The organism is Paenibacillus sp. E222, from assembly GCF_013401555.1.
In the GTDB taxonomy this organism is placed as follows: domain Bacteria; phylum Bacillota; class Bacilli; order Paenibacillales; family Paenibacillaceae; genus Paenibacillus.
The window spans coordinates 6,876,684-6,895,797 of the sequence record NZ_CP058552.1 but is presented as its reverse complement, the minus strand read 5'-3'; the positions used below and the strand labels follow the sequence as shown (position 1 = coordinate 6,895,797).

Annotated in this window: 16 protein-coding genes and 3 pseudogenes; 17 read left to right on the top strand and 2 right to left on the bottom strand. The window is 40.3% G+C overall.

The window, feature by feature from the left end; all coding sequences use genetic code 11:
* Window positions 1-362 precede the first annotated feature (362 nt).
* The gene (locus tag HW560_RS30750) at window positions 363-1,067 is read right to left on the bottom strand and encodes a CAP domain-containing protein (RefSeq protein WP_090894645.1); all 705 of its coding nucleotides are present in this window, start codon (window positions 1,065-1,067) and stop codon (window positions 363-365) included.
* A gap of 646 nt (window positions 1,068-1,713) precedes the next feature.
* Here HW560_RS30750 and HW560_RS30745 point away from each other — a divergent pair.
* The 15 genes and pseudogenes from HW560_RS30745 (at window position 1,714) to HW560_RS30675 (ending at window position 15,875) form a co-directional block, all read left to right on the top strand.
* Window positions 1,714-2,269: pseudogene (locus tag HW560_RS30745) on the top strand (N-acetyltransferase family protein).
* Between the two features lie 123 nt (window positions 2,270-2,392).
* Window positions 2,393-2,776 carry a nuclear transport factor 2 family protein gene (locus tag HW560_RS30740; protein ID WP_179265451.1) on the top strand — a complete coding sequence of 128 codons (384 nt, stop codon included), beginning with the start codon at window positions 2,393-2,395 and terminating at the stop codon, window positions 2,774-2,776.
* 192 nt (window positions 2,777-2,968) lie between these two features.
* Window positions 2,969-3,736 (top strand): nucleotidyltransferase domain-containing protein, encoded by a 768-nt coding sequence (locus tag HW560_RS30735; RefSeq protein WP_179265450.1) that lies wholly within the window; start codon window positions 2,969-2,971, stop codon window positions 3,734-3,736.
* A gap of 228 nt (window positions 3,737-3,964) precedes the next feature.
* Window positions 3,965-4,294, top strand: coding sequence for a low molecular weight protein tyrosine phosphatase family protein (locus tag HW560_RS30730; RefSeq protein ID WP_090894651.1), 330 nt, complete (start codon window positions 3,965-3,967; stop codon window positions 4,292-4,294).
* A gap of 231 nt (window positions 4,295-4,525) precedes the next feature.
* A complete protein-coding gene (locus HW560_RS30725; RefSeq protein ID WP_179265449.1) occupies window positions 4,526-5,239 on the top strand; it encodes a metallophosphoesterase family protein in 714 nt (237 codons plus the stop codon).
* A 241-nt stretch (window positions 5,240-5,480) separates the two neighbouring features.
* Complete coding sequence (locus tag HW560_RS30720) at window positions 5,481-6,197, top strand: ferritin-like domain-containing protein (protein ID WP_090894657.1); 717 nt, start codon at window positions 5,481-5,483, stop codon at window positions 6,195-6,197.
* A 92-nt stretch (window positions 6,198-6,289) separates the two neighbouring features.
* Window positions 6,290-7,072 carry a nucleoside phosphorylase gene (locus HW560_RS30715; protein ID WP_179265448.1) on the top strand — a complete coding sequence of 261 codons (783 nt, stop codon included), beginning with the start codon at window positions 6,290-6,292 and terminating at the stop codon, window positions 7,070-7,072.
* 198 nt (window positions 7,073-7,270) lie between these two features.
* A pseudogene (locus HW560_RS30710) lies at window positions 7,271-7,561 on the top strand (VOC family protein); the annotation flags it as partial.
* A gap of 580 nt (window positions 7,562-8,141) precedes the next feature.
* Window positions 8,142-8,345: a DUF3024 domain-containing protein gene (locus HW560_RS30705; protein WP_256221936.1), complete on the top strand. Its 204-nt coding sequence runs from the start codon at window positions 8,142-8,144 to the stop codon at window positions 8,343-8,345.
* 219 nt (window positions 8,346-8,564) lie between these two features.
* On the top strand, window positions 8,565-9,209 hold the full coding sequence (locus HW560_RS30700; protein ID WP_179265446.1) for a DUF3885 domain-containing protein: 645 nt from the start codon (window positions 8,565-8,567) through the stop codon (window positions 9,207-9,209).
* 161 nt (window positions 9,210-9,370) lie between these two features.
* Window positions 9,371-10,423, top strand: coding sequence for a LacI family DNA-binding transcriptional regulator (locus HW560_RS30695; protein ID WP_090894670.1), 1,053 nt, complete (start codon window positions 9,371-9,373; stop codon window positions 10,421-10,423).
* 608 nt (window positions 10,424-11,031) lie between these two features.
* Window positions 11,032-11,994, top strand: a complete 963-nt coding sequence (locus tag HW560_RS30690; protein WP_090894672.1) for an ABC transporter permease — start codon at window positions 11,032-11,034, stop codon at window positions 11,992-11,994.
* Window positions 11,995-12,009: 15 nt separating this feature from the next.
* On the top strand, window positions 12,010-12,894 hold the full coding sequence (locus tag HW560_RS30685; protein ID WP_090894674.1) for a carbohydrate ABC transporter permease: 885 nt from the start codon (window positions 12,010-12,012) through the stop codon (window positions 12,892-12,894).
* 41 nt (window positions 12,895-12,935) lie between these two features.
* Complete coding sequence (locus HW560_RS30680) at window positions 12,936-14,561, top strand: type 2 periplasmic-binding domain-containing protein (RefSeq protein WP_179265445.1); 1,626 nt, start codon at window positions 12,936-12,938, stop codon at window positions 14,559-14,561.
* 42 nt (window positions 14,562-14,603) lie between these two features.
* A complete protein-coding gene (locus tag HW560_RS30675; RefSeq protein WP_090894677.1) occupies window positions 14,604-15,875 on the top strand; it encodes a Gfo/Idh/MocA family protein in 1,272 nt (423 codons plus the stop codon).
* 72 nt (window positions 15,876-15,947) lie between these two features.
* On the opposite strand, the pseudogene HW560_RS30670 reads toward HW560_RS30675, so the two are convergent.
* Window positions 15,948-16,155 (bottom strand): annotated as a pseudogene (locus tag HW560_RS30670) (transposase); the annotation flags it as partial.
* A gap of 57 nt (window positions 16,156-16,212) precedes the next feature.
* Here HW560_RS30670 and HW560_RS30665 point away from each other — a divergent pair.
* Both HW560_RS30665 and HW560_RS30660 read left to right on the top strand, forming a co-directional pair.
* The gene (locus HW560_RS30665; RefSeq protein WP_090894679.1) at window positions 16,213-17,337 is read left to right on the top strand and encodes a GntR family transcriptional regulator; all 1,125 of its coding nucleotides are present in this window, start codon (window positions 16,213-16,215) and stop codon (window positions 17,335-17,337) included.
* Between the two features lie 432 nt (window positions 17,338-17,769).
* Window positions 17,770-19,071: an ABC transporter substrate-binding protein gene (locus HW560_RS30660; RefSeq protein ID WP_179265444.1), complete on the top strand. Its 1,302-nt coding sequence runs from the start codon at window positions 17,770-17,772 to the stop codon at window positions 19,069-19,071.
* The last annotated feature ends 43 nt before the right edge of the window (window positions 19,072-19,114 follow it).

Below are 19,114 nucleotides of genomic sequence, written 5' to 3'. Positions count from 1 at the left end.
TCAAATTAGGATGCAAACGGCTTACTTTGTGAGTTTTTTCCCAAGGGCACAGACTTTACTCAAATATTAGATGCAGCATTGGATCGTTCGCTTCATTTAATCAACCATCGCCCTCGGAAATGTCTGGGCTGGAAAACAGCTCACGAATCTTTCACAGAGGAACTGTCGCACTTGGTTTGACAATCTATCACGTAAAAACGGTAGGTGAAATTAATGCAAATAAGATGAATATGGATAATATTTACGATTTAATCCGGTTCGAGGAAACAAAACAACTGGTGGCGTATGCAGGATCTGTAAGTATCAAAAACCCGACATAAATTGCGGGCTTTTGATACTTTATTGTTGGGAGATGAAAGGCGCTACCCAGTAAATTCCTGGACCCATGTGTTGTTATAATAAGCAATACCGATATGAGTATAACTATTATTCAGTATATTTGCTTTGTGGCCAGGGCTATTCATCCACTCCTTCATAACCTGGGTAGGGGAGGTTTGCCCTTTTGCGATGTTTTCTCCAGCGGTATTATATGTGATCCCGAATTCCTTCATCATATCGAAGGGGGATCCATGTGTTGGCGAATTATGATCAAAGTAACTGTTGTTGTACATGTCCTGTGCCTTGACCATAGCCACATTTGACAATTCTTCATTCCTACTCAAGGAACTTAATCCTGTTTTGGCCCTTTCTTGATTGACTAGATCCATAACCTGCTGCTCAAAATCGGTTTTATCCGTAGTATTTTTTTTACCTTCCTGTACTTGTCCTGTTGGCTCCTTATTTTCAGGATTTCCTGCAGGTGCCTGGTTTACTGGATTTCCATCCGGTGTTCGAACCAGATCCAACAAATCTAATGGAATTCCATTTTGGGCTTCTTTTGTTGTAATAGATCTCTCTTGCCACGATGTAGCTGTTGATGATGCCTGTGTGAGGACAGAGTTTGGTGCAGCATGATCATGAATTGAAATTTGTTTTTGCTCAGGAGTCACTTGTTTTTGCATCATATTGTTATGGGACGAACAGCCTGCCACCAATAATAATATTATTAAAACGAAAAACTTTGCCATTTGACGACCTCCTAGATCCGTTAGTTAATGAAGTTCCCGGATTTATGTTTTCCTGTATGCCATTTACTTATTCCTAATATGCTTCTCTCCTTATCCAGTACTTTTTTATGATCGATACCGTTTAGATAGCCTTGTCTTTTTTTGTGTCTCGAGGAAAGCGTGTTGCGAATGGTTATGGATAAAGAAAGCCATATCGGGTCATAAATGCATCACGGGATGAATGATATCTATTTCAATGGGATTCCTGATGATTGGAGTATTTCGATGGATAATTGGGAGAATCTATTTCAAACTAATAGACAATTTTATAGAATATAAACCATATGCTGCATCATATAAAACAAACTGAAAGCAAATATTTGATAATTCGATGAAGCCAGAAACTGCGTTTAACACAGTATTCAAGCTGTAGGGCTATCGTCCCTTGATTGAAAGATGTATAATCATGGAAGAAATCTCAGTCAACAAACGCCCCAGCCTAAGATAAGAGCTATCTAAGGCCGGGGCGTTTCGTGAATACAAGAAAGTTATGAGAAATCATCGTAAATAAATTACAAGATAGGAACTGTATAATGCTACGCATTATATACAGTTATGGCTAAGTGCTTGAAATATTCGTTTTAACTAATCTTATGAGGTGGTTATTATGCAAATAAGAAAAGCAACGATTAATGATGCAGAAGGCATTGCAAAAGTTTATGTGGATAGTTGGAGAACAACTTACAAAGGTATTATTCCAGATGAATTCTTATATAATCTATCATATAAAAAAAAGAACTGAATTATGGATTAAAAATATTGAAAGAGAAGATAATTTTGTAGTTATAGCAGAAAACCCAGAAGGAGAAATTATTGGATTTGCAGATTCTTGGAAGAGAGAAACAAATATAGTAGCCAATTCTAGTGATTTAACATCTATATACATACTTAAGGAATATCATGGAAGAGGTTTAGGGAAAGAATTACTTAAACAACTGTTTCTACAATTTAAATTTTTAGGCTATCAAAAGATATTTGTTGAAGTTCTAGAAGATAATAAGACACGATATTTCTATGAACATTATGGAGCTAAATTATGTAAATCAATTCAAATAATAATCGGAGGAAAAGTTCTAAATGAATTAATTTATGAATGGGATAACATTGATGAGGTTTTAGCGAAATTCAGTAGAACGGAAGCGGACTCAGGCGACAACCACTGAGAGGCTAGGTCCTGACGGACCCAGTCGCTACGTTCCTTTGAGCCTCTCGGATTCGTGAATACAGAAACGTTATCTGAAATCAGGACAAATATATAATATCAAAATCTAGGAGTGTGATTCGACTTGGAGAACTCAAATTTAAAAGATCTTATTGAAAAATACCTGAGCGCATATAACACGTTTAACATTGATGGAATGATAGGAGTTTTAAATGAAAATATTCATTTTCGAAACTTTTCTAAAGGTGAAGTGAATTCGGAAACAAAGGGGATTCAGGAATTTCGCACATTAGCAGAGCAGTCAATTCAGGTATTTTCTCAAAGGCGTCAAGTAATAAAGAACATTACTTTTGCAGGAGATAAAGCAGAGGTTGACATTGATTATGAGGGAGTATTGTCCAGTGATCTCCCTAATGGAATGAAAGCAGGAGAAACATTAAAACTTCAAGGGAAATCAATATTTCAAATGAAAGATAAGAAGTTAATACTGATTGAAGATCATAGTTGAAACATTATTGAAAGTTATTCATAGATTACCCTGAAAATTAGATAACAATATATTCACGCATCGGGCATACGCCCTCGGTCCAGCAGAAGCATTTCAGGGAAGCGGAGAAAGCCGGACACACCTGACATGCGTCAGGCATCGTGAATACAGAAACGTTAGCCAAAAGAATTTCTTAGTTTAGGAGGAGTCTATATGATATTAGAAAAAGTTATAAATAGAATTGTAATACAAAGTGAATATAAGGATTTAGTTGATAAGTATATAGATCATATACTTGCCGAATTTAAAGGTAAGATTCATAGCATTTATATGTGTGGCTCGATTCCAAAAGGAACGGCTAAACCTTTTAAGTCAGATGCAGACTTTACTATTGTATGTGTAAATCCCAAAGATATTGATTACGAAAGATTGTCAAATATTAAAGACAGGCTTTTGAAAGAATATCCAGTAGTAACTAAGATTGATACGATAATTTGCTCGATTGACGATGTATTAAGTAAACCGAATGAGTGGGGTTTTTGGGTTAAGATCATTTGTGTTTGCCTATATGGTCATGACATTGGTGAAAAAGTACCACCGATCATTATTTCTCCAGAGTTCATTTTAGACTTAAATACAGAGACCAAGGAGGAAGTAAATCGTATACATCGTTTACTTTCTAATGCTAGTGATAACACAATGAAAACTAGGTATATTAAAGGGTATTCGAAGAGATTAATTCGTGCATTATACTCTTTGGTTTTAGAAGATACAGGGGTATGGCAAGATGACATGATTAAGATGAAGAATGCCATATTAAACTATTGTGAGATTGACTCTGCTTTAGTTGATTATCTGTATGCTTGTTACTTGGATAGTAATGTACTTGTTGAAGAGTTTCTGGGAATTGCAGATGAAGTAAATAGCTATTTGGAGAACGCTTTAAATGCAATGGCTGCTTCCAGAACTTCCTTCGACTAACAAAATATTGACGATCCGGGTCACTCTGAGAAGCGAATGACCAGATTCAGCCCCTAAGCCCGTCGGGACGTCACTGCATTAAGTGTTCGGCAAGCCTCACAACTATAAGCAGCGACTCTAAGGGGCCAGGACATCGTCAATACAAAACGTTATAAGAAATCGGGATAATTGCTTAAATTCAGGTGCTATAATAAAACAAAAAAATAGATATGAGATAGGTGACGAAGCATTAAATTACTATTTATTTGTAGTCGAAACAAATGGCGCAGCTTAACAGCAGAGAAGATTTTTGATGGATACAATGGATATCAAGTGCGATCTGCTGGAACAGAAGAGGGAGCTAGAATTAGAGTCACTGAAGGACACGTTGGATGGGCAGAAATGATTTTTGTAATGGAGAAAAAACATGTAAGAAGACTTAAAGATAAATTCTCAAATAAACTAATAAACAAACGTTTGGTATGCTTAAATATATCGGATGATTATGAATATATGGATGAAGAATTAATAGAGATATTGAAATCTAGACTATCGGAATACGTTGAAGTACCAGAATAATAGTTAAGAACAAAAGCAACTGAGTACGAAAAAAGAGCATTTTGTAAGTAGCTCAAGGGGGCCCCCGACATCTTATAACATAATATTCAGGCAGCGGCTCCGATGGAGCCTTGGTCTTCGAGAAGGGATTCGGAGAAGCATTTCAGCAGACAACTCCTTTGGGGTTCATGAATACAGGAACGTTAACTGAAAATCCCAAGAACTAAAAACATTGATAAAATAGGAGATTCTATGAAGCGTACAATTATGATTAGCGATATTCATGGATGTATCGATCAGTTAGATCAGATATTGCAACTTACCGAATACAACTCTACTAAGGATAAGTTGATTTTGCTAGGTGATTATGTAGATAGAGGGCCTAACAGTAAAGAAGTAGTTGATAAAGTAATCCAACTAGTAATGAATCATAACGCAATTGCCTTACGAGGTAATCATGACCAACGATTAGTTGATTTGATAAACAGTGATAGCGTAACGGTAAGATCAAAGTTTCTAGAACACGGAGGGAAACAAACGCTCCAAAGTTATTGTGATATAAATAATGAAGAAATATCTGATGAGATCCTGGACCAGGCGATAGAATTTATAAAAACTCATTATTATCATCATATTGACTATATAAGTAAACTACCTTTTTATCACGAAGACAAAGATCACATTTATGTTCACGCCGGTTTGAATCCCAATTTTATTGATTGGAAGAACCAGCCTGAACATGACTTTATGTATATTAAGGATGAATTTATTCGAGCTAGCTTTGATCTAAACAAAAAAATTATTTTTGGGCATACAAAAACAATAGACATCCATGGCACATCAGATATTTGGTTTAGTGATGACAAGATAGGAATCGATGGCGGATGCGCATATGGGATGCAATTAAATTGTTTGATTTTCCAAGAAGGATCCTATATTACAGAACAGATAAAGGTTTTGAAGTGATATGAATAATTTGGAAAATATTACCTAACACCATATTCATGCTTCGAGTCATTCGGCCCTTGGTCCGGCAGGAGTTAGATGAGGATTCGGAGAAGTAATTGGCAGCAGCAGGGAAGTGGAATCAGCCGGACACCTCCAACTCCCTACCACATCGCGGCCATCATTCGGGCTTAAGGGAGTTGGACGTCGTGAACACACGAAGATTATCTGACATAAACCTATTACATTTTAGGAGCAAATAATGAATATCACTTTCTCGAAATGGGTGCAATATTATCGAAGAAATAATCAAAATCTCAAATATATTCATTGGGATGACAACTATAAATTAACAACTAATGAAAGAGAAATAATCATTAAGTCAATTCAACAGTTTCAATTAGGAGAAAACTCTGAAGGTAAATATCTAATTAAACGTGCGCAAGAATATGTACATCAGACACAAGATCAGGATTACTATGAAGCACTTATAGAATTCATTAAAGAAGAACAGAGGCACGCTAGAGATCTAGGCAGATTTATGAAGGTACAGGGAATCCCACTCCTTCGTAGACATTGGGTGGACAATGTATTTAGAAGATTACGTCGATATGCGAGTCTAGAGCAATCAGTCATTGTTCTATTAACTGCTGAGATCATTGCTAAGTTGTACTATAAAGCCTTGCAAAAATCTACAAAGTCAGAAGTATTAATAGATTTATGTAATCAGATTTTAAGTGATGAAGAGAAACATGTTCAGTTTCAATCCGAAACACTTCAACAATTTGCTCAAAATAGAAGCGCTCTCTTTAACAGAATAGTTTATATCCTTCGTAGAATCCTTTTTGAAGGAACGCTAATTATAGTGTGGTATCAACATAAGTCTGTATTTAAAGCTGGGGGATATAAACTCAAAAGTTATTACTATGAATGCCGTCATGAGTTTAACTTAACAAAGAAGATTATAGCTAATTCATAGTAGAGGTTGGGACGTCGTGAATACAGTAACGTTATATGTAATAGCCGCAAAGAAATAATAAAAAAATTTAATTCCTTTGGAGGTAAGTTGAGATGGAGAGCAAAAAAATTGATAGTAAAGAATTCCCGATATTGGAATTTGATGAATCGCGAGTTGCAATAATAGAAGCAACTAATTTTATCAATCCAAAAGAAGAATTTGAATACTGTGTCATAACATTTTTTAGAGATGTAATTGAAAAGATGAAAACGGAGGGAAAGTTGAAAGAAGTTGCATGTCTACATTGCGAGACTGTAGATTTGCCAATATATGAAACATATTATCAAGGAAAAAAAGTACATATTACTTTGGGGTATTTAGGAGCTGCAGGTTCAGCAGGATTCTTAGAAGAACTGATAGCCTATGGTTTTCAGAAATTTATAGTGTGTGGTGGTGCAGGTGTATTACAAAAAGACATTGCTGTTGGACATGTAATAGTACCAGATTCTGCAGTGAGAGATGAAGGGGTATCATACCATTACATTAAGCCATCAAGAGAAATTGAATGTAATCTAGAGGTATTAAAAATCATAGAGGACGATTTTAATATACATAATATAAGGTATATAAAGGCCAAAACTTGGACGACAGATTCATTTTACAGAGAGACTAAAGAAAAGGTTGAGTTGCGGAAAGCAGAAGGGTGTGTAACTGTAGAAATGGAAGCAGCAGCATTTATGGCTGTTTCACAATTTAGAAATGTGAAATTAGGTATTATCTTGTATGGCGGTGATGATTTAAGTGGTGTTGAATGGGATAGTCGAAGTTGGAATAGCAGATCAGAAATAAGATTAAACCTTGTTCAAATATCATTGCGGATATGCAGTGCTTTATAAATGGAATAGCTATAATCCATTGATTAATTATTAAAAGGGAAATGCTAATAGACAACCAAGAGTTAAATGTAAATATGAAGGTGGATACAATATATAACAACGTATTCACGCTGTTGGCCCCTAACGTGGCTTAAGTCGGTGGGGCGTCGGGAATACACCAACGTTATCTGAAACCGGCAAGATTGAAAGGAGAAAAACATGATACTTGGATTGTATGAAGCACATTTACCAGTGAGCAACTTACAGCAATCAATCGAATTTTATTCTAAATTAGGATTAGAGCTGGCCTGGAGAGATGAAGATACAGCTTTCTTCTGGATTGAAAAAGACAAGAGTTGGGTGGGTCTATGGCAAGGCGAAGAGTATATGACTTCTTATCATCCATCATTGAGGCATATAGCATTTCGAGTGAGTTATGAAGATCTTCGAGACAGTGTGAAATGGCTTCAAACAATTGAAATAGAGCCAGTTCCATTTGGAAAAAGAGATCCATAAATTATCAATAGAAGAGTGGGAAGACCTTTTGAAAGAGATGAATTAAAGAACTTATTTATTGGGATGTTTCAAAAGAAGTGCCGGCATCAGATGACATTATGCACAGGAGGAAGCGCCACGGCTATGCAATCGTGGCGCTTTTTGGCGTGCATCACACAGCGTAGCAATGGTGGATGCACGCAAATTTTGGCATCACGGTGCAGCGATCGTGATGCACCAAGTGCTGCCATCACGGAAGTGTGCTCGTGATGGTAGCATGAGCACCGCGCTAATGCACGCGGTGCAACCCCGTGAGGAGCTGCCCCATCAGGCGCAGCACCTCATCCTCACACGGCTTGCATTGCATAAGCCGCGTCCCGTTTTACCTTTTACAAGTAAAGCATCATTTAAATCGGAGAAAACAACATGATATAATCAAAGCAAAACGGATCAAGGCATGAGAGTTAGAGAGCATGGATGATTTTACGAAGAAACGCATTCGAAAGATTATGGACCATTACACTGAAAATGCGTGGGCTGAGCATGTGAAAAATAAAGATCGGTTACAAAATCAGAGGTAACCATGTGACGTTGATTGAAGAATGACAAGCCTTTCAAAGCGGATCGATGGGTACAGATGCCGGTAGCACAGTTCAGATTGGATGAGAAGGCAAGGAAAGTGTATTGGCAGGACAGTAAAGGCAAGTGGCATTTCATCGATGATATCGAACAGAACGAAGATTTTGAAACACAGCTCAAGATCGTGGACGAAGGTCATAATGGAATGTTCTGGGGTTAATTTGAAGAAAAATAATACACTAAGACATAAAAGGCTTAATCGTGAAGGCAGACTTCGTGCAGCAAAATCATGGTTACGTACGTATAACGGAAAAAACATTGTCAAGCAAAATATAACTCCCTTTTACTCAGATTACTGGGGGGATATGGGATTAAGAATGATAGAGACATCGAATTTCGTTAAAGAGATTCAAACAAGGTTTGAAATGGAGGCCACAGAATGGACCTAAAGACGTACCTGGCAGAGCATTTCCCAAACCTGACCTTAGAACCGCCTCTTTTCTATAATTGGCATACTTCAATGCGATTCGAACTTGGCAATCCTCTGATGTTTGGAATAAATAAGGAGCATTACATGGAACGAGTGTATCATCGATCGCTTGAATTATTTAAGGCTCTTCATGATCAAGAAGATGAGGTTCTATTAATAACTCAAGCTTATTTTGCAGATAAGCCTAAACACAAAGTGAAGAAATTGAACCTGTGCAGGAAATATGTCAAGAAGAAAGAGCCGATTAGAGCCTTGAGACTTGAGATACTTCCAGATTTGGATTGTGAACCGGATGAAACCCCAGATCCAAGGAACAACATGTACAGGTACTGGACAAAATGTAGAATTGAGGACTTAAAATATGGTCAGTTAATCAAAGCGATATGTAATCATGATGCTGGCATTAAGCCAATGATCTATCATAGGGTGTATTTCATTAATATAAGTAAGAAAACGATATTTCATATCTATGATGATAGAGGTTGCGATGTTATTTCAGCATCAAGAGAAGCGCTAACGGATATCTATAAAGAATATAACGATTGGATTCTAGATTATGATCGAGAACGTATTAACAACGTATTTCTGGGATAGTGCGAGTATTGATCTACGTGATTGATTATTGAAAATATTTCCATCGAATAAATCGGTCTAAGTCATATTTAATTGACGCCAAAATATTACAATATTATGATATGATCATTGCTAAACATAAATTTTGGCTCCAAATGAAGAGAGCGAGGTGAGGTGCTGTAATGCCAAAATTAAAAGATATCGCAGAACGTGTAGGCGTATCCATATCAACGGTCTCGCGTGCGATCAGCAATGATACCAATCGACCGGTCAATGAAGGGACAAAGCGAAAAATTAGGGAAGCTGCTCTTGAGTTGGGATACATTTTGGATGAATCCTCCAAAGCTATTGGCAAAGAGAATACCTCAGCCAAACGGATAGCTTGTATCGTGCCACAGATTTTGATGGATGATCATCCGTACTTTTCACAGGTACTGACTGGTTTTCACGTTAAAATGACGGAACTGGGGCTGCCTCCAGCAATTGTCCGCACTTGCGAAGAACTTAGTGACGCCGAACGGATAAAGATGATGCTTCAGGAAACGGGTACTCAAGGTATAGTCGCAATCAGCTGGTACGATGAAAAATTGTTTGAGATGCTTGAGCAAGAGAATATCACTGTATTGGGTGTAAGTCTCAATGACGAAAGGCTTACTGTACCGGTCGTTGACTGTGACCGAATATTTTCTGCCCGCACAGCAGTCCGTCATTTGATCGAGCAAGGCCATACCCGGATTGGGTTTATCGGTGGCCCCGCATATTCGGAACAAATAGAGAGCGAAGAAAGGTATGTCGGTTATAAATTTGCCATGCTGGAAGCAAACCTGAATCTGAATGAACATTGGATTATCAACACCAACTGGAATGTGAATCTCAGCTACAGCAGACTGACGGATCTCCTGACCGAGACGCCCAAGTCTGATTGGCCAACGGCAATTTTTTGTGCAAGTGATATGCTCGCTATTCCTGCCATGCGGGCAGTTGTTGAACAAAATGGCCGTATTCCTCAAGATATAGCATTCGTGGGCATGGATAATATTTCTATGGCGCAGTATACGACACCACCTCTGACGTCCGTGCAAGTTCCAAAATATGAAATCGGCAAAGTGGCAGCGCAACTAATTAACGATTATCTGGAAGGACGTTATTCATCTCTCCATAAAGTTTTGTTGCCCAGCACCCTTATTGTGAGGGAATCATCTGTTTATGATCGTACAAATCGTACAAATGACTAGTTAGTTGTGTGATATTATATTACATATGAATCCAGATAACTTTAATATAAAACCTGCGAGAAATGCATCCGCGTGGGTTTTTCTTGTCTTTTTAGCCAAAAATGATCCAAATAAAACCAAAAAAATGTTTGACAACCGTCTGTGGGCTATATTATGATGTATGAAATTAAGCATTTGGCTTTATTTTCTATGTTTTTGGATTTAGCCAGCAGCTAAGATTATATCTTAAACCACATTTTTGATTGCGTTTCCACACCCCTTTAAATCAATGTTTATATAAAATAAACAAGAATCCTCTAAAACTCTTACAACCTATTATCCAAACTGATTCCTTTCAATTTACATAAAATATACTCCAAACTAGAACCGAATATATATCCAAATATATATCCAAAAAAAACAAATCCTTTTGCGTTAGATGATGAAGTCATCTATTAACGCTATTCACTCACTTTGTGTAACAACTTCTAACATATAAGTACTTTAAATCAAATCTTAGAAATCAAAAAAGAAAGGTGGGAACTGCTTCGAGCGGCGTAAGCGCTGGTGGTAACACAAAGACATTTTGCCAGGCAGAATTGTAGTGACAATTCCAGGGGGGGATGTTCATGGCCAATACAACTGTACAACCTGCAATGAATGCAGTACATGAAAAGAAGAAAAGAAGACGTCAAAAGTGGAACCCGATTTTACGAAATTGGCAGCTTTATTTGTTAATCTCGCCAGTTGTTGCTTATTACCTTGTCTTTCAGTACTTGCCGATGTATGGCATTCAAATCGCATTTAAGGATTTCATTGCAACGAAGGGAATCTGGGGAAGTCCCTGGGTCGGTTTTGAACATTTTGAACGTTTTTTTCACAGTTATTTCTTCTGGAGATTAATTAAAAATACGCTTGGACTTGGGTTGTACAGCTTGGCGGTAGGTTTTCCAGTCCCTATCATTTTGGCGCTTCTGATGAATGAGGTAAGGGCGGAAAAGTTTAAAAAATTTGTTCAGACCATAACCTATGCGCCGCACTTCCTATCAACCGTCGTGGTCGTAGGCATGATGATGATGTTTTTATCGCCGCGATACGGAATCATTAATCACTTCATTGGTATGTTTGGCGGTAATCCCATTAATTTCATGTCTGAGCCATCCTGGTTCAAGACCTTATTTGTGATGTCGGATGTATGGCAGACCATGGGCTGGAGCTCGATTATTTATTTGGCGGCATTAGCCGGCGTGGACTCTCAGCTTCATGAAGCAGCGCGAGTGGATGGGGCAACCCGGTTGCAGCGGATATGGCATATTAATATACCGAGTATTATGCCGACAATTATCATTTTGTTCATTTTAAATATCGGAAGCATCATGGGTATTGGTTTCGAGAAAGTCCTGCTGATGCAGAACACACTGAATTTAGAAACCTCGGACATTATCTCTACCTACGTTTACCGGAGCGGGATACAAGATGCTGAATACAGCTTCTCGGCGGCGATTGGTCTGTTTAACTCCATAATCAATTTCATCTTATTAGTTACTGTTAACCAGATCTCAAAACGTATGAGTGAAACGAGCCTATGGTAAGGGAGTTGCTGATGCATGCTTGTTGAATCGAGAGGAGATCGTATTTTTAATGGGATTAACCACCTTTTGTTAATTATCATTACGCTCATTGTAATCTACCCGCTTGTTTTTGTGTTAAGTGCTTCGTTCAGTGATCCGCAGGCCGTCCTGCGTGGTGAAATGTTCCTATGGCCCAAGGGGATCAATCTCCATTCTTACGAGAAGATTTTTCAGAACAAAGATATCCTCAGAGGTTATTCCAATACACTGATTTATACGTTAGTGGGGACACTGATTAATCTCGTCATGACGATTCTGGCGGCATATCCGCTATCCCGGAAGGATTTTATAGGCCGCAATGCCATCATGGCCCTGTTTGTTTTCACGATGTTCTTCAGTGGCGGATTAATTCCAACCTATATGCTGATCAAAAACCTTGGCATGTTAAACACATTGTGGGTCATGATCATTCCGAATGCCGTTTCGATCTGGAACATCATCATTATGCGGACATTCTTCCAGCAATCGATTCCAAATGAGTTGCATGAGGCGGCGACGATTGATGGCTGCTCCAATATTCAAACGTTAACCCGGATTATCCTGCCTTTATCCATGCCTATTATAGCGGTGACGATTCTGTTCTATGCTGTTGGGCACTGGAACGCCTTCTTTAACGCAATGTTGTATCTGTCAGACAAGAACAAATTTCCACTTCAACTCATTTTGCGGGAGATTCTGATTCAAGGCCAGACGAACGATATGGTCAAAATGTCAACCGAGTCTGCGATTAAGCAGCAAAGGGAAGTGGAGGGCATTAAATATGCTGTACTCGTCGTTGCCAATATACCGGTGCTCCTGCTTTATCCTTTCCTGCAAAGATATTTTGTTAAAGGCGTAATGATTGGTGCCATTAAGGGATGAATCCTTGTATGGCTAACGATGGGACAAAGGGAGGAATAAGAATGACGCTCAAAAAGTGGGGGAGTATCGCTCTGGTTTGTATGATGTCCGTTTCGATGCTTGCCGGGTGCAATTCTACGGATACTGATCCGGGAAGTACCAAAGATAAAGGAGCTGCCAATGGCAAAGTCAATGCGAGCGGATTTCCGATCGTAAATGACACCATTACAGTGAGCGGATTTGCCGGGAAGTTTTTTGCCAATGCGGACTGGAATGATCTCAGACTCTGGAAAGAGTATGAGAAAATGTCCAATGTTCATATCCAGTGGGATACGGTGCAGAAGGATAATTTGAAGGAAAAACGCAATCTCCTTCTGGCAGGCGGCGCTTACCCGGAGCTGTTCTACGCCTCGGCGTTTTCCAGATCGGATCTGCTGAAATACGGCAAGCAAGGTGCATTCATTCCTCTGAATGATCTGATCGACCAATACGCGCCTAACTTTAAGGCTCTGATGAAGAAATATCCGGTTATTGGCAAAGGGATTACGATGCCGGATGGTAACATATATGGGCTGCCAACCTTGTATGATCCGGAATTCAAGTCGGTTCTGTACGGAACACCTTGGGTGAAGAAAGAGTGGCTTGATAAATTAGGTTTGCAGGAACCGCAGACATTAGATGACTTCTATAATATGTTGAAAGCATTTAAAGAAAAGGACCCGAACGGCAACGGGCAAAAGGACGAGATTGCTTGGGGCGGTGTGGGAACGAATGGTGTGGTGAACTACCTGAGAGGTTCATTTGGGTTGAATAATCATGGCACCTCCAACATTAACATTGATACAGACCCTCAGACAGATAAAGTACGCTTTATTCCAACCGATCCCCAATACAAGGAGCTGCTGCAGTTCGTGAATAAGCTCTACAAGGACGGATTGCTCGAGCAGGACATTGTATCTGTTAAGAGTACCGAAGTGGATGCTAAAGGTATGGAAGGCCTGATCGGAGTCGTTGATAATGTCGATCCGGTTGCGATATACAATCAGCAAGGTTATGTTGGCATGCCCGTACTGAAGGGTCCTCATGGCGATCAGACATACAACGCCTATGGTTCTCCACTCGGTAATATCGGGATGTTCGTACTGACAGATAAAGCCCAAAATCCAGAGGCCATGATCCGTTGGATGGATTATTTCTACAGCGATGAAGGCATCAAGACGTTCTTCATGGGCTGGAAAGATGAGACGTATAAAGAAGACGCAGACGGTAACGTAGACTATGTCGACAATATCAAAAACAACCCGGATGGCCTTAATCTGGACCAGGCGGTAGGTCAATACCTGATCTGGCCGGGTGGATACTACCCTGGTTTTGTGAAGCAGAAATACTTCAAGGGTGCTGAAGGTCTGCCAACTTCGGTTGATAATGCGAAAAAAGCAGAGTCTCACATCTTACCACAAGATCAAATTTGGCCTCCATTTAATTTCACACAGGAAGAGCAGCGAGATCTGACCACTTTCCAGACAGATATTGAAACGTATGTAGATGAAATGCGTGACAAATTCATTACTGGAAATGAATCCTTTGACAATTGGGATCAGTATGTGGCAGCTCTCCAAAAGATGGGCGTAGAACGATATGTAGCCATCTATCAGTCAGCAGCAGACCGTTATACCCAAGCGGATTAAAAGGTTCATCCGTAATTTCAGATCATAAAGGAGTGAACAAATATGAGTCAACTGAAAGCAGTCCTGATTGGAGCGGGTGCGAGGGGAGCGGGTGGCTATGCACCCTATGCACTTGATTATCCGCATGAGCTTACCTTCGTTGCAGTTGCGGAAGCCGATCCAGTGAGGAGAGCAAGATTTGCTGAGAAGCACGAGATTCCGCCGGAACACTGTTATGAGACTTGGGAGCCCCTGTTGGCTGAACCTAAGCTGGCTGATATTGCGGTTATTTGTACACAGGACAGAATGCATTATGGCCCAACGATGCAGGCTTTAGATAAGAAGTATCATGTCATGCTGGAGAAGCCGATGTCACCTGATCCAAAGGAATGTCTTGAGATGGAACAAGCGGCCAGAGATAATGACCGGCTGTTGACGATCTGTCATGTGCTGCGGTACACACCGTTCTGGAATACAATCAAGAGGGTGATACAAGAAGGGCGTATCGGAGAAATTGTCTCCATTCAGTTGAATGAGAATGTGGGTTACTGGCATATTGCCCACAGCTTCGTGCGAGGAAATTGGAACAATTCCAACACATCCAGCCCGATGATCCTGTCCAAGTCATGCCATGATATGGACGTATTATCCTGGCTCGTGGATCAGCCTTGCCTCAAGGTCAGTTCGTTCGGATCTCTTAAACATTTTCATGAAGGCAATGCACCGGAAGGTTCCGCTGATCGATGCTTGGATTGTGCTGTAGAACCAACCTGCGCGTATTCTGCACCAAGATTTTATTTGAGTGACCCGTTCAGGGGTTGGGCAGGACATTTTACACAGGAGCTGACGAAGCCGAATATCATACAGGGCTTGCGTGATACCGATTACGGCCGGTGTGTATACCGGAGTGACAATAATGTAGTAGATCATCAGGTCGTGAATATGGAATTTGAAGGAGGAGCTACGGCCATGTTCAGTATGTGCGGCTTTACATTTGAGCAGGAACGTAGAATCCAGATCATGGGTACGAAAGGAGAACTTCGCGGTGAGGAAGATCAAATTACGGTGTACGACTTTTTGACACATCAAAAAACAGAAATCACAATCCCTTCTCAAACCAGTGGTCATGGTGGGGGAGACAGCGGCATTGTGAGGAATTTTCTGGATGAGGTGCGTCACTATAACGGCCAGGAGAGCCTGACATCGGCTGCAGCTTCCGTCCGGAGCCATCTGATCGCATTCGCAGCTGAAAAGTCACGGCTGAACGGGGGCGAGTCTATCGATCTGAATGAATATGCCCGTCAGCTTATGGTGAAGGAAGAGCTATCTAAATAATCAGCAGTGTATCGATAAGCTGCCCCTCAAGGTATGAATATATTTTGAGGGACAGCTTTTTTACGCCTGTACAATCATCATGCCTCTAGGATGCACTCGACCTTCTTCACGGATCTTCACCACCATCCCATCCACTAAGATAAACAGGAATCGGCTGTCGACTAAGGGCCGGTTATTCCATGCCCCTTCCATAGGATCTAACTGTAAGCAGAGGTCTGACACAGTAGACTTGGAAAACGCCATGCCACAGAAGTTCGCCGGTAATCTGAGTAACTTTGCGAATTACTCCTTGTGTAATATACTTAGTATATTAATACTATGATGTCAGGGTGGTTTTGTGGAATTGCATTTATACGAGCAGATATATGTCTATATTGTACAAGAGATTAAAGAAGGTCGATTAAAAGAAGGAGACCGGGTCTCTTCTGAAAAAGAGTTGGCTGAACAATTTGGCGTCAGTCGTATTACATCTAAAAAGGCTCTGGAGAAATTGGCAGATTCTGGGGTTATTAAACGAATACAAGGAAAAGGATCATATGTGGCCGATGGTATAGTTGGAGGACAAGAACCGAAGCACTATTCAGAGGTGAAAACGACCTTGGTGCCTGAGGATGATAAGCGGTTAATCGGGTTTATTATACCGAATTTTTCTGACGAGTTTGGCCTACAACTTCTTAGATCGATGGAAAAGCGGAGTGCTGAGCATAATTATCAACTCATTATCAAGCGAACTTGCGGGGATCGGGATGAGGAAAAACGCGCGATCGACTTATTTATTGGTTTAGGCATCAAAGGATTAATCGTGACCCCCATTCATGGCCAACACTATAATTCGGAGCTGCTTCGACTTGTATTAGATCGGTTTCCAATTGTTTTAGCTGATAGATATCTAAAAGGAATTCCGGTTTGTTCCGTATACACAGACAATAAGAAAGCTGCCATGGATCTTACGCGTCATCTGATTAGCAAAGGTCATAAAAAAATTGCCTTTTTATCTCCGCCGGAAGAGAACACGTCAACATTGGAGGAAAGGCTGCTCGGATATACGTTTGCCTTCACCCAAGAAGGAATGAACTTGAACAAAGATTATGTATTGACGAACTTGAAGGGCACCCTTCCCATGAACATAAACGGAACAGCGATTGAAAGTGATAAAGAAACAGTAAAGCATTTTTTGAAACAACACCCTGATGTAAAGGCGTTTGTCGCGTCGGAATTTCTAATAGCTACCATGCTGGCTCAGGTCATCCACTCCATGGGGAAATCTCTGGAGGAATTCGAGATTGTTTGTTTCGACTCCCTGAACGATCACCTGGGTCAACCCATCTTCACTCATATTAAGCAGGATGAGAAGCAGATGGGTGAATTGGCAGTGGATATGCTAATCTCTCAGTTGCATGGAACAGCAGTTCCCGAGCTGAACATTATTGAACATCGTATGGTCATAAAAAATAACAGGTAGGGTTAATACAAGCGCAGCTCAACAAAATCAAGCATTTTGTTAAAGGTGTCGAGAAGTCCCCAGGGGCTTATCGGCACTTTTTTTGATATCAGAAATATAAACTTTGAAGCATGGAGGACCTCCCAGACCTGGGAGCTTATCGAACCTTGAAACGTCGATTTATATATCTAATTATGGCCATACGTCATAAATATTTATGTCGTAATATTGCAATTGACATGCTTTATGATGTCATATTAATATACTTAGTATAACTGGTATAACCAGTAGAATTCTTATAAAAAATTCACTTCGTTCATCATTTTCTGATTTTAATAGTTCATATCATCAATCTTGTTAGCGCTTACATAAATCGTGGAACTATCAGAAAATGGAGTGGATTCTATAGGAATTCAAGTTAAACGAATGAATTTAACTTAAGGGGGACTTTGAATGAGGAGATCCAAAAAAATCGCATTTCCAATTCTTGTTTACTTTCTGGCTATGTCACTACTTGTAACCGCTTGCTCAACGAATGGAGGCTCAAGCGATCAGGCCGGAGAGGGGAATACAACGGTTACGATGTGGCATGGTCTTACCTCCATTGATTTAGATAATTTGAATAAAGTCGTGAAGGCATTTGAAGAGAAAAATCCTACCATCAAAATGAAATTGGTTTATACCGAATCCAGCGAGGGATCCGATCAGAAGCTGCTGACTGCAGTCGCAGGCGGCAATCCTCCTGACGTTGCACTTTTCGACCGGTTTAAGGTCGGTACTTGGGCTGCGCAAGGTTCTCTGACTGACTTATCCTCGATGGCAGCAGAATCCGGAATTCGCAAGGAAATGTATTATCCATTTGCTTGGGAGGAGTCCAGTTATCAAGGAAAGCTTTATGCAATGCCGATGGATACGGACTCTCGCTTGCTATTTTACAATAAAGATCATTTCAAAGAAGTAGGGCTGGATCCCAACAAACCACCACAAACGATTGCCGAGCTTGAAGCGGCCGCCGAAAAGTTAACCATCAAGGAAGGTAAACGTTTCAAACGGATCGGGTTCATCCCATGGTATTCGCAAGGCTGGCTGTATACTTGGGGATGGGCTTTTGGAGGAGAATTCCAGGACGCTTCCACCGGCAAAATTACTGCCAATGATCCTAAAGTCGTTGAAGCGCTGCAATGGATGACCGACTTCGGCAAAAAATACAATGTCGAGGATATTGCCGGATTCACAAGCGCAGCTGGCACGGAGGAAATGGATCCGTTCATTTCCGGTCAAGTCAGCATGAAGATAAGTGGAAACTTTACGGTGAAGGGTATCGAAAAATTTAAGCCGGATTTAAATTACGGTGTTGCACCAATACCGACCCCAACAGGTACTAATTTTACGACATGGTCGGGAGGCGGGTCCGCTATTATCCCTAAAGGCGCCAAGAACGTCGCTGCTGCTTGGAAATTCCTCGAATTCTTAGGGAAGGAAGAGGGGCAAACGTTATTAAACGCTGACTCTCAAATTTCCGTTATCGATTCGGTTAACGACAAATACGGTTACAAGGACGATCCGATTATGAAGGAATTTATTAATATTTTGCCCAATTCACACAACCGCCCGGTTATTCCTGAAGGACAGCTGTTGTGGAATGAGTTAGCTTCCGCAACGGAAAAGGCTACCCGCGGTAACGGTACTCCGAAAGAGAACCTGGATAGAGTAACAGAGACGGTTAATAAGGCTTTAGAAAAATACGACAAATAGGGTGCTCGGTAGGCAGGGAGTGAAGCGAACCTCTCTCCTTGCC